Source organism: Paenibacillus sp. Leaf72, assembly GCF_001422685.1.
Taxonomy (GTDB): Bacteria; Bacillota; Bacilli; order Paenibacillales; family Paenibacillaceae; genus Pristimantibacillus.
In genome coordinates this window covers 66,296-88,655 of record NZ_LMLV01000030.1, presented here as the reverse complement: position 1 = coordinate 88,655, position 22,360 = coordinate 66,296, and the positions used below count along the sequence as shown (strand labels likewise).

General features: G+C 42.3%; 22 protein-coding genes and 2 pseudogenes. All 24 read right to left on the bottom strand.

The window, feature by feature from the left end:
* Positions 1 to 22 precede the first annotated feature (22 nt).
* The 24 genes and pseudogenes from ASF12_RS21655 to ASF12_RS21540 all read right to left on the bottom strand — a co-directional run bounded on the left by ASF12_RS21655 (position 23) and on the right by ASF12_RS21540 (position 21,657).
* A complete protein-coding gene (locus tag ASF12_RS21655) occupies positions 23 to 1,171 on the bottom strand; it encodes a suppressor of fused domain protein (RefSeq protein WP_056039380.1) in 1,149 nt (382 codons plus the stop codon).
* A 75-nt stretch (positions 1,172 to 1,246) separates the two neighbouring features.
* Complete coding sequence (locus ASF12_RS21650) at positions 1,247 to 1,693, bottom strand: SUKH-3 domain-containing protein (protein ID WP_056039377.1); 447 nt, start codon at positions 1,691 to 1,693, stop codon at positions 1,247 to 1,249.
* A gap of 51 nt (positions 1,694 to 1,744) precedes the next feature.
* A complete protein-coding gene (locus tag ASF12_RS21645; RefSeq protein ID WP_056039373.1) occupies positions 1,745 to 2,212 on the bottom strand; it encodes a hypothetical protein in 468 nt (155 codons plus the stop codon).
* Positions 2,213 to 2,281: 69 nt separating this feature from the next.
* Positions 2,282 to 2,749 (bottom strand): annotated as a pseudogene (locus ASF12_RS21640) (DUF6985 domain-containing protein).
* 13 nt (positions 2,750 to 2,762) lie between these two features.
* Positions 2,763 to 3,032 (bottom strand): hypothetical protein, encoded by a 270-nt coding sequence (locus ASF12_RS21635; protein WP_056039371.1) that lies wholly within the window; start codon positions 3,030 to 3,032, stop codon positions 2,763 to 2,765.
* 261 nt (positions 3,033 to 3,293) lie between these two features.
* A complete protein-coding gene (locus ASF12_RS21630) occupies positions 3,294 to 3,938 on the bottom strand; it encodes a hypothetical protein (protein WP_235533242.1) in 645 nt (214 codons plus the stop codon).
* Between the two features lie 202 nt (positions 3,939 to 4,140).
* Entirely contained in the window at positions 4,141 to 4,554 is a 414-nt protein-coding gene (locus ASF12_RS21625; RefSeq protein WP_056039367.1) for a hypothetical protein, read from the bottom strand.
* Positions 4,555 to 4,702: 148 nt separating this feature from the next.
* Complete coding sequence (locus ASF12_RS21620) at positions 4,703 to 5,107, bottom strand: hypothetical protein (RefSeq protein WP_056039363.1); 405 nt, start codon at positions 5,105 to 5,107, stop codon at positions 4,703 to 4,705.
* A 119-nt stretch (positions 5,108 to 5,226) separates the two neighbouring features.
* On the bottom strand, positions 5,227 to 5,826 hold the full coding sequence (locus ASF12_RS21615) for a hypothetical protein (RefSeq protein WP_056039360.1): 600 nt from the start codon (positions 5,824 to 5,826) through the stop codon (positions 5,227 to 5,229).
* Between the two features lie 382 nt (positions 5,827 to 6,208).
* A complete protein-coding gene (locus ASF12_RS21610) occupies positions 6,209 to 6,574 on the bottom strand; it encodes a hypothetical protein (protein ID WP_056039357.1) in 366 nt (121 codons plus the stop codon).
* Positions 6,575 to 6,725: 151 nt separating this feature from the next.
* Positions 6,726 to 7,028 (bottom strand): hypothetical protein, encoded by a 303-nt coding sequence (locus ASF12_RS21605; protein ID WP_056039351.1) that lies wholly within the window; start codon positions 7,026 to 7,028, stop codon positions 6,726 to 6,728.
* Between the two features lie 540 nt (positions 7,029 to 7,568).
* Positions 7,569 to 8,093 (bottom strand): hypothetical protein, encoded by a 525-nt coding sequence (locus ASF12_RS21600; protein ID WP_056039348.1) that lies wholly within the window; start codon positions 8,091 to 8,093, stop codon positions 7,569 to 7,571.
* A gap of 23 nt (positions 8,094 to 8,116) precedes the next feature.
* Positions 8,117 to 10,945, bottom strand: coding sequence for a hypothetical protein (locus ASF12_RS36355; protein ID WP_155973372.1), 2,829 nt, complete (start codon positions 10,943 to 10,945; stop codon positions 8,117 to 8,119).
* Positions 10,946 to 11,075: 130 nt separating this feature from the next.
* Complete coding sequence (locus tag ASF12_RS21590) at positions 11,076 to 11,351, bottom strand: DUF4176 domain-containing protein (RefSeq protein WP_155973370.1); 276 nt, start codon at positions 11,349 to 11,351, stop codon at positions 11,076 to 11,078.
* Between the two features lie 14 nt (positions 11,352 to 11,365).
* Positions 11,366 to 11,746 carry a hypothetical protein gene (locus ASF12_RS21585; RefSeq protein WP_155973368.1) on the bottom strand — a complete coding sequence of 127 codons (381 nt, stop codon included), beginning with the start codon at positions 11,744 to 11,746 and terminating at the stop codon, positions 11,366 to 11,368.
* A 543-nt stretch (positions 11,747 to 12,289) separates the two neighbouring features.
* A pseudogene (locus ASF12_RS35850) lies at positions 12,290 to 12,712 on the bottom strand (DUF4280 domain-containing protein); the annotation flags it as partial.
* Positions 12,713 to 12,727: 15 nt separating this feature from the next.
* The gene (locus ASF12_RS21575) at positions 12,728 to 13,258 is read right to left on the bottom strand and encodes a hypothetical protein (RefSeq protein ID WP_056039333.1); all 531 of its coding nucleotides are present in this window, start codon (positions 13,256 to 13,258) and stop codon (positions 12,728 to 12,730) included.
* Entirely contained in the window at positions 13,255 to 14,403 is a 1,149-nt protein-coding gene (locus ASF12_RS21570) for a pentapeptide repeat-containing protein (protein ID WP_056039329.1), read from the bottom strand. Before ASF12_RS21570 ends, ASF12_RS21575 begins: the two co-directional genes overlap by 4 nt.
* Before the next feature lie 33 nt (positions 14,404 to 14,436).
* Entirely contained in the window at positions 14,437 to 15,861 is a 1,425-nt protein-coding gene (locus tag ASF12_RS21565; protein ID WP_056039326.1) for a contractile injection system protein, VgrG/Pvc8 family, read from the bottom strand.
* A gap of 13 nt (positions 15,862 to 15,874) precedes the next feature.
* Positions 15,875 to 16,504, bottom strand: coding sequence for a hypothetical protein (locus tag ASF12_RS21560; protein ID WP_056039324.1), 630 nt, complete (start codon positions 16,502 to 16,504; stop codon positions 15,875 to 15,877).
* Positions 16,505 to 16,549: 45 nt separating this feature from the next.
* Positions 16,550 to 17,107, bottom strand: coding sequence for a hypothetical protein (locus ASF12_RS21555; protein ID WP_056039320.1), 558 nt, complete (start codon positions 17,105 to 17,107; stop codon positions 16,550 to 16,552).
* A gap of 138 nt (positions 17,108 to 17,245) precedes the next feature.
* The gene (locus ASF12_RS21550; protein ID WP_056039318.1) at positions 17,246 to 17,812 is read right to left on the bottom strand and encodes an RDD family protein; all 567 of its coding nucleotides are present in this window, start codon (positions 17,810 to 17,812) and stop codon (positions 17,246 to 17,248) included.
* Between the two features lie 43 nt (positions 17,813 to 17,855).
* The gene (locus ASF12_RS21545; protein ID WP_056039315.1) at positions 17,856 to 18,746 is read right to left on the bottom strand and encodes a hypothetical protein; all 891 of its coding nucleotides are present in this window, start codon (positions 18,744 to 18,746) and stop codon (positions 17,856 to 17,858) included.
* A gap of 154 nt (positions 18,747 to 18,900) precedes the next feature.
* Positions 18,901 to 21,657 (bottom strand): hypothetical protein, encoded by a 2,757-nt coding sequence (locus ASF12_RS21540; protein WP_056040091.1) that lies wholly within the window; start codon positions 21,655 to 21,657, stop codon positions 18,901 to 18,903.
* Positions 21,658 to 22,360 lie beyond the last annotated feature (703 nt).

Below are 22,360 nucleotides of genomic sequence, written 5' to 3'. Positions count from 1 at the left end.
TGCCGGCGATGGGCTTCACCAATCATGTAATACTCACATTTTCTCTGTTAATATCAAGAACATCCGTTATTCCTTTTTCTAACAATAAGCCGATTAAATAATCGCACCCTTTTTCCAAAGCAAGCTTTCTTTCCTCTTCAAATATAGGCACTAACGTATAAAAATGAATTAATCTCCCTTGCTTATCTAATAAACTTTTCAAACCTTGTTCCTGAGGATTACAAACCATCATACAAGACAATTTTGTATTGGCTGAAAATGGCTGGGGAGGTTCTCCATTAGGCAATATAACGCCATCCGTTAACCAACCATCATACATATGTGGGATATGCGCTGTTTTTCTTAACCACCCTAATGGCCAGTATTGATTAGAATCACTCATTGCCTTTTTATTTATGGTCCAATTTGACGGCAGCTTCAGTAACAATTCTGCATATTTAAAATCATTAGCCTCATCGGAATCATCCATAGGCAGATCGCTCATACCTGTTGTAAAAAGAGTTGCGAAATCTCTTTTATTAGATGGCGGTATTATATGGATATTGATGGCTACTCTGCTTCCGGGCACAATTTCGCTAATGGTTTCCATGGTCTCTCCGAAAAATTCGGATACATGCTTAATGATTTCATCATGACTATTTTGCTCGAATACACTAGTGTTATCTATTTCATTTTCATTGTTATCGATTAATAAATGAACAATATCCGTTTGTCCCATTTTACGCGCAAAAGCTAGGGCATCTGTGTTTTTCATCACTTCACCACTATACTTGACACTAGTATCCATACCGCTCTCTATTAAGAGTTTTGCAATATGTACATGTCCATTGCTAATGGCACCGAACAAAGGATTTTTCTCTGGCTCACTTACATCTAAATCAGCACCATTAGCTACGAAATATCTAACTATCTCAAAATGTCCATTTGAGGCGGCTTCATTTATGGCCCCTCCATTAAATACCCCGCCTTGCTTGTTCATATCAGCACCAATGTCTATAAGTCGCTTAACAATTTCAAGCTGTCCTTTGGATGCAGCTACGTGAAGCCACGTTCCAAAAGGAGTCATCATATGAAGTAATTCAGCATTTGTCCCTATTAACTCCATTACGCTTTGAGTTTCTCCACGCTTGATTGCAGAGCGTATTTCTTTTCCGATTTGAATTTTTTCCATTTATGTTACTTTCTCCTTGTTAGCGTTAGAGAATTTATATATTAATTTGCATATCGGTTAATTTATTTAGAAATGCTATACCTCGTTAATTACTTTTAATTGTCGACCTTCACATAAATGATTTAGTGCTTCAAAAATATGATCACCAAACTTCCAAATATAATAATCATCCCTAACACCGTAAATTTTACCAGATTCCGATATAAACATCGTTGCATTCTCGTCATAGGCTAAACCAATTACAACCAAAGGCTCTCCGATTATTTTTTCATACCTGGCATAATGTTTTCTTTCTACGCCATCTCTCAAAAACTCTGGGCCTATTTGAAAATCATCAGACTCATCACTAGGTACCAAATACTTTAATCCTCCAAACTGTTCTAATACTTTTTTGGCGCAATCAAATACTTCAAAATTTTTATTCTCTAAAAAGATCACAGTAGAGTCTATATAGATCTTGCGCCCGGGTGTCCATCCAGCTTTGTTCAATACAATGAGAGTTGCTGCTGTTAAATGCCCCATTAACTCGCCCTGCTTTCTAGTTTTTGAGTAATTTATCCATTTGATGAATTATCAATCAACTTGATCCAAAACAAACTTTACTTTATTAGAAAATAGATCCGGATGCTTAGCGCTTATTTCATTTAAAATTTCTTTCACTTCTGCTTTTTTTGACGCGGATGCATCCTTTAACACTAAAATATATGTATCCATTAAATCTTGTGAATTTAACATCATTTTATAAATTCTATTAACGCTGTATCTAGCCTCAGGCAACATACTAGTTATTCCTTCGGTTAGTTTACGCAAACCAACCTGAAGACCATTCCTCTCAGCTATAATAAAAATAGTTTCAATCATATCATTTGTAATATATGGTTCGATTGAATCATGAAAAACGGTACAAAAATCAAGAATAGCTTCGTTATTTGCAGTAGTTGCTATCTCATTCAAAATATCTTCAACCCTATCGATATCTCCATCCTCTTGATCAAGAAAACGAATTCTTTTAAGTGTAGATATCTGTTGCTTTATATACACGGGCCTGTTCCTCCAAATTCCACATAAATGTTTCCTATTTACACAAAATCCTTGATAGCCTCTTCACCTTCAAATAGCAACATCTTGATAGCCAACTTCCGTTACTACTTCGTCCAACAAACGGAGTCCTAGTCCATTTTCCATATCCCACGTACATTTAAAAAGTATTCCCATAGCTCGGCCTTCATAAATACCTGCATATGAAACAACAATTCCGTCCAAACTAATCATTTCAAGAATTTTATCAGTTGTTTCTACCAAAGGATAATTCTCTTCAAAAGCTATATCATAACCGAGCTCATGTCGCTTTTCTTGATAATATTCTAAAATAGGCTGTAAAAAGCTGCGCTGCAATTTATCCCATTTTTTTACAAACTATTGATATGCCTTATACTGATCGTCCTCAAATTCACCGTCTTCAACACCTTCAATAATGAGCGATACTTCGACTTCTTTTCCGAAAAAATTAATGGTAGCGTCCTTAGACCAAATGTAGTCATATTCGAGTTTACCAAAAATTGGATCGTTTATTTTCAACTTTAAATCCCCTTTAATTATTAAGTAGTGGATTGTCAACAGAATTAAAGCCCCTTACACTATAGCCAAGTTTTTTAAAAACAAAGTCCGCTAGTTTTTCTCGACTGTTTGTAATTACTTCTTCCCATTCAACAAGATCATCATATTCTTCTGCTTCTTCCCATCCAGCAACGTGCTGAACAGCACATGATAGTCTCAAATTCTCCTCCTTACCACAGTTAATAAACCAAGGGATGTATCTAATATCGTTTAATATCTCTGAACTAACGATTACTTCTTTCAATTAGTATCAACTCCATTGTAAATACTTTGTAATTATCCAGCTTACCCTACACAACGATACCATGGATTTTAAGAACTCGAGAGTTCATTTACTTCTTTGAAAATCATCATTTATGATGTTTCAAATACACTCTGACATAAAGAAGCTTATTCCAATTTCTTCACATGGAATAAGCCTATAAATTCATATTAGTTTTATATTTTCGATTAAAATGTTTCTAACAAAGCACCATAGTCACGCTTAAAACAATTAGTTACTATTCTACTCAGGCAAAGTAAAAATTACATCAAACGGATTTTTTTCTCCAAAAAATTCTTTGTATAGATTTTCTTTTTCTTCTTCATTTAAACTACCACTCAATATTTCTCCTAATTTAATCAACAAATCAGCTTCCTTTTGAGTGACTATTTTCCTTCTAACCATATTTTCTGTACTTTTTGGAGTTACCCATGCCCAATCATTTACTGCTGCCTCTTTGTATGGGTATCCAAAGGACATTGAACTAATATGTGCATATTCTGAAACTAAAGGATGGACAATTAATATAAAAGCTGCAAATACTCCTGAACGATTTCTTATTCTTTGTGCTTTATGGACTTCCTGAGCAAATGCCACTAGGTCACCAGGTATATCTCCCCATTCAAAACGTCCCATTGAAACAAGTAATTCAACAGCAAATTCATTTTCTACGTTTCTGGCTATCTTTAGAAAGATTTCATTATTCGTAAATCCAGAAGCAGTAAATGCACCTAAACATCTTGCTGCACCTTTAACATTAGTTGCACCTTGTGAAATCAGTTTCACATATTCATCTAATCGATCACTATCTCTAACAAACTCAGGAGACTCAGCAATAGTTTCTATTAAAAGCGCCTTTATACTTTCATCCTTAACTAAAGGAATCATTCTAATAAGCTGATTATAATAGTCACCTACTAATTCTTCTAAATTGCAATCATTCTTTAATTCTTTAATGCAAATATTATAATATCATCATCTTTTCTTGAATACGCATTAGTTATCAATTCTATTATTTGTTTAACCATTTTCCTATTCCTTTCTCACACTTAATGAAAACGAATGTATGCCAGAAAGACAGCCTGATTTCTTACGAATAGAATTTAACAATAAAGTCTTCAAGTATTTTCTTTACTGCTATGCCAGACTTGGGCAGCAAATCATGTACCCGATCCAGTATGATTGGATTGTTAGTCATCATTTGTTTGCTGTCCGGAGTCGCAAAACTTCTTAGCGTATCTATGCATATTTCAAAAAGTTCCTCATCCTCAGTGTTAAGCAATGATAATAGAATCTTTAGTTCATATATATTACAGCTGCTATCCATACAATAGGCTAATTTTCTCTGCCATTCTAATGGCTTAGCAAGCGCTTTACTTGATAATTCCTCCCAATCCTCTGGGCTGAACTCAGACAGCATATCACCTGCAAATATAAAACCATCATCGTACCAGGAATCCGCTGTCGTGTGAACTGACAATAAACGATCCAGTTTTTCAAACATGTATTTCACCTCTCAGTTCTCATAAGTTTTAAAACAATGTTGCCTCAGGCTCGATCTGCTATAGTTAATTCATTCTTTTTATAATCCCCCATTAAGTGGAACATGCCTTTAATTACTATTCTTCTTTCTATAGAGAGAAGATCCTTAATTAATCGTAAATTATAAACACTCTACTTCCGCTTTCATTTGCCTGCTCTAAAAAAGTAATGATATCAACTGAAAGTAAAGGAAGCATAGCAGTTATATTTTCTGAAGCTCGGTTTTCATCTTCTTTTAACTCACGCACAGCAAACGATTTAAATAATTGCAGCGCCCCCTCGACATCCTGGATTTCCCAAGGACTCTCATCATACCAACCTTCATGTATATAGTATTCATGTAAAATTACATTTTGAACTGGAACTTGTTCCAACAAACAATCTAAAAAGGTTTCAAAGTATCCGTTCCATAGTCTTAACTCGTGCCTCCCAATTAGGCTTTCATACATAAATACTATTTCAGGTTCTCCTTCAAATCCAATATAGTAGGAATCATTTATCAATACTTCTTTCATACTGTTACTCCTTCCAATGTCCTTGATCTAAAACTCTAACTTGCTCCGGCATGGCAGTTCCTGCTTTTCGAGCAATACCGAATACTCTTCTATATTACAATCCGTCAAATTACGGAAGACTATTCGCTTTTGACTACTTCTCTGCCTGAGCCCAGATATTCTTGAAAAAAGCCGAAGTCAAATAATTTCCCTTGTGAACTAGTATGTTCATACTTTGTTCTATTTAAATGTGCATTTTCTATACTGCTACTATTCATAAAATCAATTGGAACCGTCTCTTCGGTATTAAAAGTTATTGTGATTTTGGGTTTATTTTCAGTCACCATAATAATGGAGACATAACTGTCAGTGAGGAAAGACAGATTCCCCCCACATTTACAAATAATATCTCCCTTATTTAGCGTATACGGCCAGGTATGATATTGTTTTCGACCAGTAAGAAAATCACCTTCGGTTATCTTAAAATCTGCCCCTTTGACTCCCTCTATTCGCACCTTCATTTTTCCAAATACAAAGAGCGAGTCGTCCTCTATACAAAATCCTTGATTTATTATTTGTTCTTTAAAATCATAGATGTTTATAATTGAATTAATAAGTTCAAACTCATAAGTCCCCTTAATATTACTTGGAAAATTTAGAAATATGGTAGGAGTAACTTCTGCATCAACATCAACTATCCCGTCAAATTCTGCATTACTTATATCAAGAGTAAGTTTCATAACTGTATTCTCACTTTCTTACAATAGTATATTGATCCAGCATTTCTGATTTGATATTATCACCCGTAGCAGTTTTATAGCTTCCATCATTGGTTATTTCTCCTTCCACCTTTTATTTTCAATTCTTTTTCATCTAACGTCCTCAATATTTTGTTCATGTTTGATCGAGAAACAGTAATTATAATCGTCCATTTTTCCGAAAAATCTTTAATACTTCACGATTTAATGGATCATAACAATAACGGTTATCAATGATGATGATGTCGGTTTTACGCTTCATTTTATTAAAAAAAGCTTATTTCTACTCAGATTTTCAAGTCGGAATAAGCTTTTAATAGTGAATATGACATACAGATATTGTAATTATCCAACAAAATACAAGCTATTCATCAACGATCCATACATCTTCATTAAGATTCATGGAAACCAATAGCATTTGACAAACCTCAATAAGCAGTTCCTTTGCCTCCTTATTCAATTGATCTGATTCTATTTTTTTCAATTGCTTTAGTACTACATCTATATCCGGAATTCTCCACGGCTCCTCACACCAAGGTTCTTCAACATTGTAGTAATATGCTAGACCGGTCCATCCGTGTTCTTCAGGCTTAATTATTCTAATAATTTCATCAAAATATCCATCCCAGATTCTTAGAATATATCTATCACCATTAGAAAGATATCTTATGAATTGGATCTCTCCTTCACCTTCATACCCTTCATAATATGTACTATTTATTATCTCCATGAACTCATCTCCTTATTTGTTCCCTCACTATGTTTAAGTATCTAATAATATAAAACAAAGCATATCCAACTTTTAATGAAGTTGAATATGCCTTGTTTTTATTTCCCTTTTGTATATTAGAGATTCCTTCAAAATGAAGGATTTCTTTTTATTAATCCATGTAGCTCTCAGCAACTTCTATATGTCTCTTTAAATCCAAATCAGGATATCTTTTATCTAATGAATATAATAGTTCAATATATCTTTTACTTTGTAAATTATATGCTATCTCCTCAAAAACTTCACTTAAAAACATGAGTTCCGTTTTAGTACATACCTGTATAAAGCCTAGTGTTAAATTTTCATCTCTACTGAGTATTTCTGTTAACTCCTCCCATTTAGATTCAATTCTCGGATCATTATCATCAAGTAATGCTCGTGCCCCTAAGATTGCCCTCACTTGTTCATTAAACATAAAGTAATAACCTCCTACAATTTATGGTTGCGACATATTGTCAGGAAATATCGTTCCAATCTCCCAATTAGTTTTAATTCCCCCTACTCTTACACCTTTATATATACCAAACACTGTAACACCATCTAGGGCATTTTTATTGCTTGGCAAATTTGAAATATACTATCGAGCTTTCAACAAATACTTTATTAGGTTGAGTACTATTTGCTGCATTATAATGCGCCGTAACGTCTGTATACATAATAGGCCGATAACCCCCTAGACCACCCATTGTTGTCACTTCTTTCGATACATTGCCTCTTCCAAGCAACCTCTTATTTTGCGCTCAAATGGACTGAACACCCAGAATTATATATTATTTTAAAATTTGAGTTTATCATTTCATTTATGTGTAACGTCGATTTTTCGTTTCCCTTTATTAACAAAAAGCTTATTCCTACTTATTTTCCTAAGCAAGAATAAGCCTTTAATTGAAAATTAAAATACCTCACAATTAAAAAATTAATATTTAATTCGTCGCAAAGTTTTCAATTCATTACCTTAAAAATAAACCCCTAAATTAATTAAATCTTCTTTATTGGCTGGAATAATCTTATCCACTTTTTCGTTACATGGAATTCCCTCATAATTTTCAGTCCATCCGCAGGAATAGCACTCTAATACTAATTGTTGCTTCTTCTCATAACCATTTTCCTCAACGACATACCTCAATTCATCATCACAATTAGCACAGTCTCTCCCAGATTTAATTGTAACTAGTTCCCATAAAGTATTACATAACAACATTAAAATACTGTCTTTACTTTTAGGAATAATAGTTTTTTTTCTTTCTAGCTCCATTGAAAGAACTATATCTGGCCTATTAATAACATATATTTCAGGATTTAGATCCAACAATACATTAAGTCTCTTATTTCCAAGAATCCCCTCTTTAAAGTAATGATCATTTTCTTTTATCCAAGAAGTTAACGTTATATAATAATTCAAAAAATCTTTTAAAGAATCTGGTTTTTCAAGTTTTTTTAATAGATCATTCCATAGCTTTGAACTAATAGTTTCTTTCATATTAATATTTGCCCCCTACATAATTATGGTGCTGGTACTGGATAGGTTGATATCAAGTTTCCAGCCTTATCAGTAAAAATTTTAATCCAAGTAGTTTCTTTTCCTCCAAATTTCAAAGCTGTATGACCAACAACTTTTCCCACATTTACCACTCTGACGTATTGTCCTCCCGGAATAGCAGTCACTGGAGACTTAACAACAGTTGGACTTTGTAGAATCGTTTTGACTTCATTTGGAGACAATGAAAATACAGATCTGCTATTTGCAAGTGGTACGTTAAAATGTCCCTCAACAACATGATCCCACCCCGCCGATACCGGTTCTCCTGTTTTTGGTCTTAGTGGTGTAAATCGAGTTCTTCCCGCCGCAACATTAATTCTGGATTGAACAACTCCCAAAGTATTAGAAGTTCCTCCACCAGTTGAATTGTTTCCATTACCTTCATTACCAGTCGTTTTATTTCTAGTACTACTCGCTCCATTATAATGCGCCGTATCATCTGCATCCATAATTGGCTGATTAACCCCTGGACCACCCTTAGTAGTCCCATTCTTGCCATTACCAGATGCTCCACTTGTTCCTGTCTTTCCTCCGGCAGCACCTGTGTTACCAATTCCTGGTGCCGTTCCTCTTCCCGCTCCTCCTCTTCCTGATCCAACTCTGCCAGGCAATACTGGATTAAGATTTTCAATCATATACAAATAATTCGTAGCCGCTAGTTCACTTGTTCCAAATCCATTAAAATAAATATCGGCTACTAGCTTCTTATATTCATCTGATTCCGTTGACAATTGTCCTGCATCAACCAACTGATTGATAGCATCCATTTTGAATACAATATTACTATTACTCATCATAGTAAAGAAAGGATTATTTTCTTTCTGATATGCATAATATTTCAAAGCTTCCTGATAATATTCATCAATCGTTACTCCATCTTTTTCTGAGGAACTGTTTCCCACATAATCTAAATCCTGCTGCGGCATAACACCAGAAATGACCGTTTGATTTTCTTGCTTTATCATTTCTCTCTTCAGATTCTCCAATACCTCTTGCCAATCCACATTGCTTGCTAGTGATCGTGCGGTTGTAAATACTTTTCCTAAGCGCTCCCCTAATAAACCCGGCATATTTTCCAGCAGAAGTTGAAATAAATTCTGGAGCGCACTGCTTCCCTGACCATTTCCACTTTGTCCATTTTGCTTCGGCGCTGACCATCCACCAAACGGAATACTCGCTGCCAGTGCCAACCCTGCACCAGTATAATTTCCTCTGGCTGCCGATATGCTCGCATTCGCAACGTTGGCTACTGCTCCTACGACCGGGATCATTCCGACGACGCTCAGAGCTGTTTGAACGCCATCCAACAGCTTGTCAAATAAACCTTTCTTCTTCGGTGCCTCTGCTTCCGGCTCTGGCTTTGCCTGTGGTGCAGCATCCGGCTCAGGGGGTGCTACAGCTGACATGAGGGGCGGTTCTGGGATCAACGGCAAGTCCTCCACAAATACAGGCAGCTTTATGATGCCTTCCACCCGCAAATCTGCCGCTTTCACATCGGTTTCTCCGTCCATCACCATACTGCTCGAGCCGCATACCAAATGAATGGCTTCCGCTGCTGTCCCTTTGATGGTCCCTGCTCCTAAAAATAGCCCGCCTCCCGCCTCTACTTCAATGGAGCTGTCGCTATCTATCGTAATGCCACCCTGCTCATCCAGCTTGATGGTCAGCTGGTTTTCTTTGCCCGTCATGACCAGATCCGTCGTGCCCAGCTTCATTTCCTTGCCTGCTGGCGAGCCCCAATATTTCACACTTGGGTCCGTATGCTTCGCGGATGCTTGTCCATTCTGACGCATGGAATGCCTCACAACCGCATCGTTCTCCAAACGACTTCCAATATGCACCTGCACTGAATCACCTAACTCCGGCATTGCATATAATCCGCTATTCCCCTCTGCTGCATAGGGCGTTGCATAGGGCAACCAGCATGCCTCGCTCTTCTCCTGTTTCTCATCCAATTCAAAATGAACCTTGACTTGCTCCCCCTGAACCTCTATCACCTTTCCATTAAATGAAACCCCACTTAACGTTTTTGGAAGGATCTTATTTTGGCGAATGCCGGAAAATGGCGTAAGAATATACGTATAAGATAAAATACCTTGCTGCATTTCACCAATCGCTTTTTCCACCACAAGCTCTTTTCCCTGAAAAATAACACTTTCCCCTATGGTCATATAACGTGGGGTTTCAATGGTATACGTTGTAAAGCTCGCTTCACTCAGCGTTGATTCCGTATCTCGATGGGCTCCATAATAGGCGGATATATGGCGTTTGATTCGATAGGGCATGTCTGGGAGCTCGGTTACTTTACCTTCAGGTACGCCTATCCATATTTTTGGTGCTGATGCGGTCACCTCTGGAATGAGTACCGCTCCGGCTTGTGAGGCAAGCCTTTTGAGGAAAGCCCAATTCGTCTCTTGATACTGGATAAAAAGCTGATTTAGCTTCGCTTTTTGAAACGTACCATCAATATAGTCCGAACCCGGGTACGGCGCTAGCAGCTTTTCGATCGCTTCGGAAAAAGCCATCTCTTTATTCTGAAAGGTTCGCGAGACACCCTTGACATCCATTCGACTTGAATGGGATAGAGCTTCCAACCGAAAGGTAAATACATTCCTTACTCGTTGAATCACCATCGTCTTCAGCACACCACTAAACAGCGTACGGATGACAGCCCCTTCCTCATTCAGCTCTTGAAGCTCAATAGGCTCCTGCTCTCCGCTTACCCGAGCCGCCTGATCCTGGTGTTCTTCTGCTATTACACCTGTTGCCGTTAACTCAGCATGCTCATTCACGGCTTTATAGATGGTTAGCTCCTGAATTCGTTCGAATCCGTACGCGGATTGCAGCCGAATCTGTCCGTACCCAAGTACGATCTGATTGTCTACCTCCATCGTCTTTTCCTCCCTCCTGCTGCCTTCAACATCACTTCTCCTGCTTCATTTCTTCCTTTATCCCTTCAAGCCATTGCCGATAAGAGAGCTCCTCCATATCTTGATACCCTGTGAAATGAATCTGTTCAATTTGATCATGATTGAACATATAAGATTGATCTGGTGATTGATTACCCTCAGGATACAAACACGAAATATAGTCCCAAATTTGGCCAGTTTCTACCTGCTGCTGCAAACGACCGTAAATCATGACACGCTTCTCACCGCCCAGAATTTGAACAATCGAGCCGATAGGTAGTAATGCCATCTTCATACATCCTTTCAATTCCATATTTTATCTATTAAAAAGACAATTCCAGCAGGTATACCAGCACAAAGAATAATGATAAGTCCAATACGAATCATTTTTTTGGATTGTTTATCCCCTTGATGAGTCAGCCCCATATAGAATACTTGGATAATAACTGCACCGATACATACTAAAACCGCTGTCGCTGTTCTATCATAAAGCTTTGTATAACCGAACTCCTCTGCTAGTATTCCTCCTGCTGTCAGCAATCCACATATCCCTATTTCAACATACATCACTAACAAGCCAGGGCGATCCATTTTCCGTCTACGCAGGGCGGTTACCCACATAAAACAAGCTAACAGGATAAATAGCAACGCATAGAGAACCATATAACCTTCTCCCTTATCCATTTCCTGTTTCACACCCTATCCCTATATTTAATGACCAATCCATTTCTTTTTAATCCAGCTGCTCGCCATACCAAAGCCTGCCCCTATCGCTACACCCGCAATAATTGCGACACCTACAGGCGCTCCAACTCCCGTACAGGCAATACCTACACCAATCCCAAGAGCAGCACCTGCTGTAGATACTGTCACAGCTTTTGCTGCATCAACACCATCATACTTCTGAACATCTTGATACACATCAAGACCATAGGTCACAACTGCTGCTGGGCCTGCTAATTTAGACGCTCCTTTTAGAACATCAATACCTCGATTAAACTTTACAGATTCAAAACTCGCAGCTGGCCCCAAACCCGGAGCGTTCGTAACATAATAGCTGCGACTACTGAGTCTATCCATAACTTGCGACCCAAAAACGGTATCTGCTGCTCCTGCAACACCATTTTTGATCAATTCTCCCTTTAGTGCATCAGCAGTATCTTCTGCCTCTTCCGCATCTTTCTCCGCCTGTTTTTCCAAAGCCTCCTGCCCCATTGCAGTGCCCGTAAGCTCTTGACCATCATTTTCTATTTTAATCGTACCACTAAACAGACACATGGTTGTAGAGTGACTTAACAAGGCTGGGCAACCCGCTACTGCTTTATCACTTTTCCCACCCAGCCAAGGCGTCGTAACTACAGGCATACATGGTGCTTTTTTCACGCCGTAAATATCCATCAATGGGCTATTCAATACTGCTGGATTCATCACGCTGCTGCAATTACCGAATGGAAAAATATTAATCATTGGCTGATAGTCATTAATATTCAGCTGTGCTTTTCCCTTTAAAGTAACGCCATGGCTCTGCGCTGCTTTCAAACGGCTAGGTTGTGTTCCGCAGCTACAACTCAAAATGGCTCCTGCCACCACATAATCCTTTTTGTCCCCGGCAGAGCTATTTTTCAGGGATACCTCTTCTTTATTCGCCATGCTGTGATGCCTCCTTTAATCGTTCATTAAGGCTGCTTTCGTAAGGCGCACACCTACCAAGTCCCGGCGCAGCAAGCTTTCTGCCAGTGCCAAATTTATGACCCAAATGTTTTCGCGAATCCCTTCAATACTTATCATTGGATAACGTCCAATTAACTGTCGATTTATAACCAGTCGCTGTACATTTCCATGCATGTCGTAAACCGTTTCTTTAGATAAACATGCCACTTTCGGAGGTATAATCAACCAGTACACCAACTGTTTTTTTTGCTTCAGATCTATTAATCCCACTGGCTTGAAATACATTCGAGGTGCAAATTTTTCAATAATGGATTTCATACGATCCGACACAAGCGGAACAGGCCGTTCAATAAAATCTACTTCAATCGCTTGAGATTGATCCTTAATACGAAAGTGCAAATGCTGATTATCCAACTCATAGCTGCCTGCTAAAGTTAGCCACTCTTGCTTAATCGCATTGCGAACTCCCAACGGTTCAAGCGCATTCGTTACACGTTCATCCTGTGTGATGATGAAATGATTCATTTTCTCACTTCCTGTCTTAGTACATGCTGCTGGGTAATTGTAAATACAGTGTTTGTCAGGTTAGCTCCCGTAAAATCGGCATCTGTCAAGTCAGCAAAGGTGAAATTTGCACCTGTCAAATCAGCCTCTCGGAATATAGCACCTTTGAGCTTTGCCCTTGAGAAATCCGTTCCTCTCAGACTCGCGCCCGTAAAGTTCACGGCTGTAAAACCTGGCATCTTCCATTCAGACTGATCAAGCAAACCCTCTGAACCATTTACTCCTATTAGACAAGCCTCGTTCATCGAAGCAAAACTAAAGTTTGCGCCTTGTATCGCGCTGAAAGTAAGGTCTACTCCTTGTAGAATGCTATTTCTCCATTGAGTCCCTAATAATATACAACGGTTTAGCCTACTGTTTGAGAAATCACAGCCTTCAAACGAAGAGTTGCGGAAATCCAATCCTTCTAGTTCCATTTCTCTAAGCTGAAGGTAACCATAATCTTCATAACAATAAACCGCATCTTCTTCCGACTCTTCCAGCCGCATTCTAAACTCATTTTCTGAATAGGGCTTATTATTTTTCTTATAAACCGACTCGCTTACATCTAAATATTCACCAATTCGAATTTCAAATATATCTTCCTTCTCCAATGCTTGCAGCTCCGGCCAATCCGTTGAGTTAAAATGCACAAAAGCAAATCGTAGCAAAGCGATTACATAAGTGTGAAAATGAGTAATTTCTTTCAAGCTCCACGCATCTAATTCCGCTATCGTTATCCTTGCATCAAATGATTTTCTAGCTCTATCTAATTCATTTAAATAACCATTTAAAAAGGGTAATACCCACGGAGTTGAATAAAACGTTTGCCACACATTACGGTCCAAAAACCAATCTTTATTCATAACTTCCGTTAAATATATAAAGCCCCCAGTCAACCATTCACTTCGTAGAATAGAGTGTGTAATGTACCCAATCTTTCCTATCTCTCCTGTTGCCTGCCTCTCACTCAAACTTCTGCATAAAGATTTGAAATCACTAATAAATGCTGCTGCCAAGCTTTCCTTATGCTGCTGAAAATACTCCTCCAACGCAAGCAAAGCAGATTGCCTAGCTGGAATCGCTATTTGATCGACAAAAGCTAGAAACGCTGTTTCCCCTCTCATGCTGCGCCTCTCCTGTTCACATTGTCTTTTTCACTAGTTTGTCTTAAGTTCTAAACCAGTGATGGTCGTATTTCCATCCATTTTTAGTTCGCTTTTCTTACAGCTCAAGTTAATCTCTTCTTTTGCTGATAACACAAGCTTCTTCCCTGCATTCATCGTAATATCCGCTGCTGCATTCAGCTTAATGGGTTTACTGCTATGAATTTCAATACCGTCCTTATCACTCAGACGAATATATATATCGCCGTCTTTAGCTGTCACTACAAGTTCATCAGGGGCCAACTTTACTTCTTTACCAGAAGCAGTTCGGAAATACTTAATGGCCGGGTTCCCTAGCTTGTTCGTTGCGCTCACCTTGCTGTTCTGTCTAACTGATCCCGTTGCAAGACCATCAGTCTCGCGAGAACTGGGGAAATAAATTTGGACATGATCGCCAAGCTCCGGCATGCAATACCAACCACTGCTTCCCTCAGCTGTATACATGGAGGAATAGGAAAACCAATGTGCTTCCTCCTTATTTTGTTCCTTATCAATGCTAAGATGTACCTGTACCTTGTCCCCAGAGAGGCCAATGACTTTTCCTTGAATGGAGGCACCTACAAGTGGCTCATTATAAAGCATCCGGTGACGTAATCCCCGATGTGAGCACAGCGTATAGCGATGCTTCATAATACCTCCGGTCATCGTCGATTCAGCCTCACATACATACATCTGCTTACCATTAAAAGCGATCATGCTGCCCAAATCGAACACACTATCTGTTTCTACCTTATAGAAAATAAAATCGTTTTCATTGACGTTTGCACCTTCATGTTCGCTAAAGTAACGAAACGTGGACATCTTTTTTTCCACCTCATAGTGAAAGTTACTTAGCTTCGCTTTTTCATCTCCCTCATACACACCGAAATATATCTTGGGAGTATTAAATACAGCAGCAGGCATCAAGCTCGTATGCACACGTGAGGCCAAACGCTTTAAAAATTCCCAATCCGTTTCTTGATATTGCAGGTTCCATTGCCCGATAGACCCACCTGCTGTAGCCTCATCCAGCACTTCCATCCCTTCATAGTCTGCTCCTATGTATTTCAGCAGTTGCGGGTAAGTCCATTGTTGATTTTGAAAAGAACGGCTTTTCCGCTTAATATCCAGCTTATACGTATGAGAGACCGCTTCAAGCTCCATATAGTAGATTCCTCTAACCACTTTAATTTCAATATCCAACACAATACCGCAAAACAAGGGGGATGCGATTCCTTCATCGTCCATTTGACTAATTTCAATTTGTGTATTGGCATCTGTCATTTCAACATAGCTGTGTTTTTTTTCTTCAGGTACAATACCCGTTAACTTGACATACGTGTGCTCATTGAGTTTTTTGGTCATAGTCAGTTCTTGTAAATTGACCATTTCGTATGGAGCAAGTTTTACATTTTGATAGGTAATCATTACATCCGTCATTTTCACTCTCCTCCTAGCGTAAGTTTAGATTCAGAGAAGTTACGACTAGCGAATCCATTATACTTTTGGCAATGGGCTTCCAATCTTTCATTTCATTTACTGTACAATTAAACGTACACAGCAAAGCTCGATCATCCAATGATACGAAAAATAGTAAGTTATACAAATTCACATTTATCGCTGGGGTCAAAAATTCACAGAAGCCTATAGCATGTCCACGTATATTCCTAATGCCATCTTCATACCATTCTCGAATGGGCTGCATGTTTTGAAGCATTTCCTTCATTGACTCCTTAAAATCTTCCATTTCGTCTTCACTTAACGGTGTATCTAAATGATTGATAGCTAAGTTAATTGTGCCGCTATCATTGGTGAAAATAATTTCAGGGCGCCTCTCCGATGGATATTTAATTGCAGCAGCTTGAGGGGTCATTGGTTTAAATGCTTTTGGCATATAAATAGCAAGTTTGCCGTTTAATAAGCTCTGTTGAATGAAGGGTACTCTCTCTGTTCCAACCTTTACAAGCGGCTGATGCAAATCCGGGCGATGCTCCTCTAAAGGTTCTCTTTCCATACCTGTGAAATGATCCTCTGTTTCCAAAGCATTCATCATTATTATGATTTTCTCATCCATATGCTCCATAGCGTGCCCTCCTTCTATTCTGCTGCTAAAGCCTAAGCCTACCTGTTACCACTGCACCGTATGTCCCATACTTTGCAATGTATTCACCCGATTATTCAATTCATGCTCCACCACATCCAGCTGCAGCTGCGGTTGTTCTTTTTTCAACTGCTCATAAAACTCTGCGAATCCATGTGTATCCATTGGTATCAATACTTTGCCTCTTGCGCTTTGCAGTACAACACAGCCAGAGAAAGGCTTCACATAAGATACTTGCTGCACTTCGTCAAAACGTACCGTCTTGCGGATAAATAACCGATGTGTCGTCACACTCTCGCCTGTCACCACCGTTTTGGACACGATCAGAGCTAGACTCAGCAGTCCAAAAAAGGCCATGCCGCCTCCCATAAATTGCTGTACGAACACGATCTGTTCTGCGCTCATCGTACTTGGATCATTCCCCAAAATAAATACGGTCGCCGTTAAAAGAAAACCAATCAACGTAACGAGCCACATTCCAGTTGCCCGCTTCAGTACAAGCGCTCCCTGTGTATTGCGTTTCCCGGATTTAAAAATAATGCCCAACATCTTAATGACCAGTTTTCTAGTTAGTTTTGTTTTCATGCTGCTTTTCTCCCTCTTAATTTAATTATTTGAATACTTCCAATTGCACTCTATGTCTAATAGACTGAATTTACTGCTCAGTCTTAGCAATTGGTTGAACAGGGTTAGTCTACACTCGTACACAACCCCTGTTTTATATTATTGTTCAAACCGTGCAGCCGGCTCTGGCGTATATGCGGTATACGTCGGATACTGCACAAACGGCGGCTGATGCACATCCAATCCAAGCTGCTTGGCCAGCAGCAGCACCTTCTTGTCCACCACATAGGTGCCTGCCATTTTGTCGTGAAGCCCCTGCTTTTTGCTTGTAAACGGAATAATAAGAAAACCGACATACAAAATCAGTCCAGATAAGATTCTTCCAAAAAATCTTCCCGTCGCACGGCCAAACGTTACGCGTTCAAATCGCTCATCGGTTACAATGATGCCAAGGGCCATTTTGCCCAGCGTCCCTTGAGCAGGCGACATTTCCATCAAGGTGAAATAGAGCCATCTCAACACAAGGTAGAACAGGAACATACTCGGCACTATCACTGAAAATAAGCCATCGAACGATTGACTATACAAAGAATCTGATTGAAGTGCCGCTATCGGCATGCTGAATAGTAGCATGATTATTAATAAGCCGATGTAGGTGAACAAATATAAAATAATGTCGTCGATAATGTACGCGAACAACCTTTTCCAAAAACCTGCATAAACCAAAATATGGCCCCCTGTGTCTGATCTCTCCTGTATTTGAACTCCCTTAATCCACCAGCATCCGCCGCATGCCGCCTGGGCGAAGGTCGCCTTTCGCCGCTCCGCCGCGATGCACGCTGCCGAGTATTCGGCGCAAATTTCCATACAGCTGGTCCCGGTCCACTGGAAGCGGGTCGTCGAATTTCCCCGTATCGCTCATCCGTTCTCGGCCAGCCGCTGAATGAGCTCCCCCGCCTGAACCGCCTTTCGCTCCCATATGAAAGCCCCGCTGCACGCCTCGGCGCTCCAGCCCCAGCCTTGCGGCTACATAATGCTCAATGACGGGCATCGCCACCGTTCCTTCATTCAGGCACAGCATCGCAAACGAAATGTCATGCGGATCAGAGCAGCCGCGCATCAGCAGCTCTTCTCCATACAGGCGCATGACGATCGGGTCCATCGTGCTGCGCCCGTAAGCGGCATGCTCCACATGAATGAGCTGCACCGTGTTGTACTCGGTGATCAAATCATGGAACCCCTCATAGCTTTGGCGCAGCCTCGCGCCCGGCTTGAGCTTGTAACGTCCCAGCTCAAGCTCGTTCCCGCGCAGCTGGCCAGCAGGCTCCAGCACGATTTCCGTCTCATAGCTCGTAATATCACTGCGTACACTCGGCTCCGAGGGGAAACGGATTTTAATCAGCGTCTCATTTCCCGATGCCGAATAAGGCAGCTCATAATCCTGCTCCAGACTGAACAACCGACCGTCATGCTTGACTATGCCGCGCTTGATCGTCAGCGTTTCCTCGCCCACCAGCACCTCAGCCCCGCAAATAATGCCATCCGAATAGCTGCTGTACTGGATATCGAACATATGCCGTGGGTAATCCCGCAGATTGCTGAGCATCTCCGTTTTTAGAATTCGGCCCTTCTGAAAGCTGGGATAGCGGTCTGCAAACATATCCGCTCACTTCCTTCCTGTCTATTTCACCCTTCTAATCTCCTTGCACTTTCTTTTTTTCTTTCTATCTCTATCTCTATCTCTGTCTCTATTTCTAGCTCTGTCTCTAGCTCTATCTTTATTTCTAGCTTTGTCTCTATCTCTTCATTGCTATCTATTTCAGCCCGTCAAAGAAATCCAGCTCCGACAGATCATCCTCGAAGGTGAACAGCCGCTTCTCGCCCAGCAAGAGCTGCTCCTGCGTCCGTGCGACCGGAACGATGTGGAAGCCCCATTGATTTTCGCCCGTCACAACGAAAAATTTCACTTCTCCATTCACGATTAAATCCGTTTCCTCCTGTGGAATCTGTTCGCCGTACAAGGCGGCGATTTCTTCATATAACGCGGCATTGTAAACGCTGCGGCTGTTATCATACACGTATTTGCGCTGCAGCTTGTCGTCCCCGCTCTTGAGATAAAAAGCGACCTCCGATACATGCATCGGCCGCGACACCGCGCCCCGCATCCGGCTAAGCTGCTCCATGCTGCTGATGAGCACTTTTTCGCCGCCTTGATGCGTATAGGCCGTCACCGTATACGGCACGACTGGCGCGCTCCGCGTCACCGTCGTCTGAATTTGGCCCAGCTTGCGCGCCGTCAAATACCGAATTGCCCCGCGCAGGCACGCCAGCTTCAGCTCCGGCACCTTGCCCGCCTCATCGGCCTTCAGCCCAAACTCAATGCTGCGCCCCGGCACAAATTCCTTCAGCGCCTCGCGGAACGCCTCGATTCGGCACGATTGCCCAGTCAGCTTGATCATCGCGTACTGCTGCAAACGGCCATCCTCATAAAAATCCTCCAAAAATGCCCGCACAATATTATAAATATCTGCCCTCAGCAGCTTGGACATTTCATTAACCGTGAACACCGCGTCCGGACTGTCATGGCGATCGGTGAACCTGCCGCCTTCATTCAACGACAAGCACCAGCCGGCAATCGGCATCACCTCAAGGTCATTGTCCCCGCGATCCATCCGCCCGGAGCGAGCCGTCTGCTCTGCAATTTCAAACTTTCTGCGGAACGTGCTCGTCCGCCGGAAGAACGCAACCTTAAGCTCCTCTGCCAGCTCCCATAAAAAATAAAAATTGCGCCGCACCCGCCAATAATCGTCACGCGTCCGGTTCTCATACTGCTTGAAGCGCGTCGGCAGCACCCGCTCCGCTTCCCGATACCGCTGCTCCAGCGGCTCATATACCGCCGCAACGCCATATTCATCCACATGGCGGAATAAATCCGCGCCGGGTATGCCGATCAGCTCATCGAGATCCGTCAAGACGCGGCCGCGGGCATAATAATCGGCAAAAACGATTTTGATATATTGCATCACCCGGTACGTGAGATTATTGCCGCCAAAATTCGTGTCGCCATTCTCGTAAGCGGTGCGAATGTCAATGTTATACGAGATTCGCCCTTCCTCAATGCGGAAGCGGCATGAGGACAGGTCGGTCGTTCCCCCGCCGCAATCGATAACCAGCGCTTCGAACGTCTCGCCTTCCATGTAGCGATCCTGCTCGATTTGGTCAGCTATCGTGTTGTACAGCACCGCCATGCCCTCATCGAGCGCATGCTCCGTTTCAATGACGTAATCATCTTGCAGCACTTCCTTGAACATCGCCATAAACGGCTCTTTCAGCTTCACCGGGCTTGTAAAATGCAAATGCTTAAAGCGGCATTTGAACTGATGCTCTGCCGTTTGAATGACATGCAGCAAATAAGCGCGTATGAGCTCGCTCCGTCTCAGCACGGCGGTATTGCCGCTTGCATCGCTTACTTCCTCCATTTTGCCGATCCCATTCACCCAACGCTTCATCCCGAGAAAAACGCTCGTTCTCCCCGCATGCGCATTATGCTTGAGCTGGCGCATCGCCTCATACCCATAGGTGTATTTGATATCGCCCATGTCGGCGCAATCGGCCACACCAATCGCCGTCGGCAGCATTTCAATCCAGCCAGCCGTGGACGCAACGCCCATTCCACTGCCGCCAGAATGAAGGAAGTCCCCGCCAGCCGCGTCGCCTTCCGCCGTTTTGGCAAAGGATACATAATTTATCGTTCCCAGCCGCAGCTTGCCGTTCAAAATATCATGGCTGCTCGGCTCGGCAATAAAGCCATAATCGAGAAAAGCGCCAGCCGTCGTATTCGACGTGCCGAAGTCAATCGCGAGCACCGCCTGCGTCTGCTCCACCTCGCGAATGTCCAGCTCGGACACCGGCATGCGCCAGTAATGCAAATTGGCAGGCGGCATCAGCCGATTGCTGTAGTAGGCTTTGTATAAATATTCCGAATCCTGCTTGCGGAACAGCAGCAGGCTGTAATTGCGGTTCGCCGTTCGGCGGTACACCGTATTTTTATCTGCGCACAGCATAAAGACGCCTGGCTCTAATCCATCTTTTACCAGACGCAAAATTCCGCACACTTCCTCCTGCTCATTCACAATAAGCACATTCGATTCGCACACGCTCGGCACATGAGGCGCACGCACCTGATAGCCATCCCGCCGACCCAGCGGCAGGCCGTTGTAGATCGTAATTTTCGCCGGGATGTGGATGCTTGCCGCATCGCGCAGCGACGTATTTAAATAATGCTGCAAAGCATATTCGAGCCGCTCAAAGCCCTGCTCCTCATATTCATCAATAAACAGGCTTTCATCTGCACCGCGATATTTCAGCACAATGCGAACGAGCTCCTCGCGGCTCTGCGCCTCCACAACACCTTTGACGATGCGCTCCTGATGGCAAATGCTGCGCAGCTGATGCGTCGTCATTTGCTCCAGCTCAACAAGCGAATAGCGTCTTGCTGCTGCACCACGGGCATTTTGCCCAGCTTGCGGGCCGAGACCTTTTGCTCCTGGCGGCGTATAATGCGTTCTCATGCCGGATGGCTGGCGCGATGCTCCCGAAGGTCCCCGCATATCGTCTCTGCCGCCTGCGCCGTTACTCGAATAACGGGCATTACTACTCCCATTTCCGCTCCCATTAGCAGTGTTAGCTGCATCCTCTTTATCCAAGTAGCTGCCGCCGAGCTTTGCCGCCGGACCATTGCCAGCCGCCCTTCCGTTACCGTTAACATTCCCGTTGCCATTTCCGTTCGCACTGCCATTGGCATTGCCATAGCCGCCATCATCCAAGCCGCCATTTCCATAACCGCCTGCTTGCCCACGGCTATTGCCTGCACCGCCTAGATCGCGGCCGCCATCTGCCGCTCCACGGCCATAGCCATTTCCGCCTGCCGCCGCTTCATCCATATAGCGATCGGGGTTCCCGCCGCGGCCGCCTTGACCTTGATTTTGCCCGTTTCCACCGTACCCAGCGTTTCCGCCGTATCCACTGTTTCCACCACGATTGCCAGCACCTTGCCCGTTTCCATCCGGATAACCTTGATTTTGGCTTTGACCATAACCATCGTTGTTTCCCGCGCCTTGGCCATACCCGCCTTGATCGCCTTGGGCTGGGCCTTGCCCTTGCACTTTCCCTTGCCCGTAGCCTTTCGGGCCTCCAACACTTTTGTCCCCGCCAGCCATTGCGGCTCCTTCATCGTAGCTGCCCTGGGACTGCTCCGCTTCGCGGGTCGCCGCC

Bases quoted from the DNA above. Each gene is read 5' to 3' on its own strand.
- ASF12_RS21555 (WP_056039320.1), bottom strand. From the start codon at position 17,107: ATGAAAACAAAACTAACTAGAAAACTGGTCATTAAGATGTTGGGCATT.
- ASF12_RS21600 (WP_056039348.1), bottom strand. From the start codon at position 8,093: ATGAAAGAAACTATTAGTTCAAAGCTATGGAATGATCTATTAAAAAAA.
- ASF12_RS21650 (WP_056039377.1), bottom strand. From the start codon at position 1,693: ATGGGGCATTTAACAGCAGCAACTCTCATTGTATTGAACAAAGCTGGA.
- ASF12_RS21565 (WP_056039326.1), bottom strand. From the start codon at position 15,861: ATGACGGATGTAATGATTACCTATCAAAATGTAAAACTTGCTCCATAC.
- ASF12_RS21630 (WP_235533242.1), bottom strand. From the start codon at position 3,938: ATGATTCCTTTAGTTAAGGATGAAAGTATAAAGGCGCTTTTAATAGAA.
- ASF12_RS21615 (WP_056039360.1), bottom strand. From the start codon at position 5,826: ATGAAACTTACTCTTGATATAAGTAATGCAGAATTTGACGGGATAGTT.
- ASF12_RS21655 (WP_056039380.1), bottom strand. From the start codon at position 1,171: ATGGAAAAAATTCAAATCGGAAAAGAAATACGCTCTGCAATCAAGCGT.
- ASF12_RS21560 (WP_056039324.1), bottom strand. From the start codon at position 16,504: ATGGAGCATATGGATGAGAAAATCATAATAATGATGAATGCTTTGGAA.
- ASF12_RS21570 (WP_056039329.1), bottom strand. From the start codon at position 14,403: ATGAGAGGGGAAACAGCGTTTCTAGCTTTTGTCGATCAAATAGCGATT.
- ASF12_RS21625 (WP_056039367.1), bottom strand. From the start codon at position 4,554: ATGTTTGAAAAACTGGATCGTTTATTGTCAGTTCACACGACAGCGGAT.
- ASF12_RS21590 (WP_155973370.1), bottom strand. From the start codon at position 11,351: ATGGCATTACTACCTATCGGCTCGATTGTTCAAATTCTGGGCGGTGAG.
- ASF12_RS21545 (WP_056039315.1), bottom strand. From the start codon at position 18,746: ATGTTTGCAGACCGCTATCCCAGCTTTCAGAAGGGCCGAATTCTAAAA.
- ASF12_RS21610 (WP_056039357.1), bottom strand. From the start codon at position 6,574: ATGGAGATAATAAATAGTACATATTATGAAGGGTATGAAGGTGAAGGA.
- ASF12_RS21540 (WP_056040091.1), bottom strand. From the start codon at position 21,657: ATGAGAACGCATTATACGCCGCCAGGAGCAAAAGGTCTCGGCCCGCAA.
- ASF12_RS21575 (WP_056039333.1), bottom strand. From the start codon at position 13,258: ATGAATCATTTCATCATCACACAGGATGAACGTGTAACGAATGCGCTT.
- ASF12_RS21585 (WP_155973368.1), bottom strand. From the start codon at position 11,746: ATGGATAAGGGAGAAGGTTATATGGTTCTCTATGCGTTGCTATTTATC.
- ASF12_RS21605 (WP_056039351.1), bottom strand. From the start codon at position 7,028: ATGTTTAATGAACAAGTGAGGGCAATCTTAGGGGCACGAGCATTACTT.
- ASF12_RS21620 (WP_056039363.1), bottom strand. From the start codon at position 5,107: ATGAAAGAAGTATTGATAAATGATTCCTACTATATTGGATTTGAAGGA.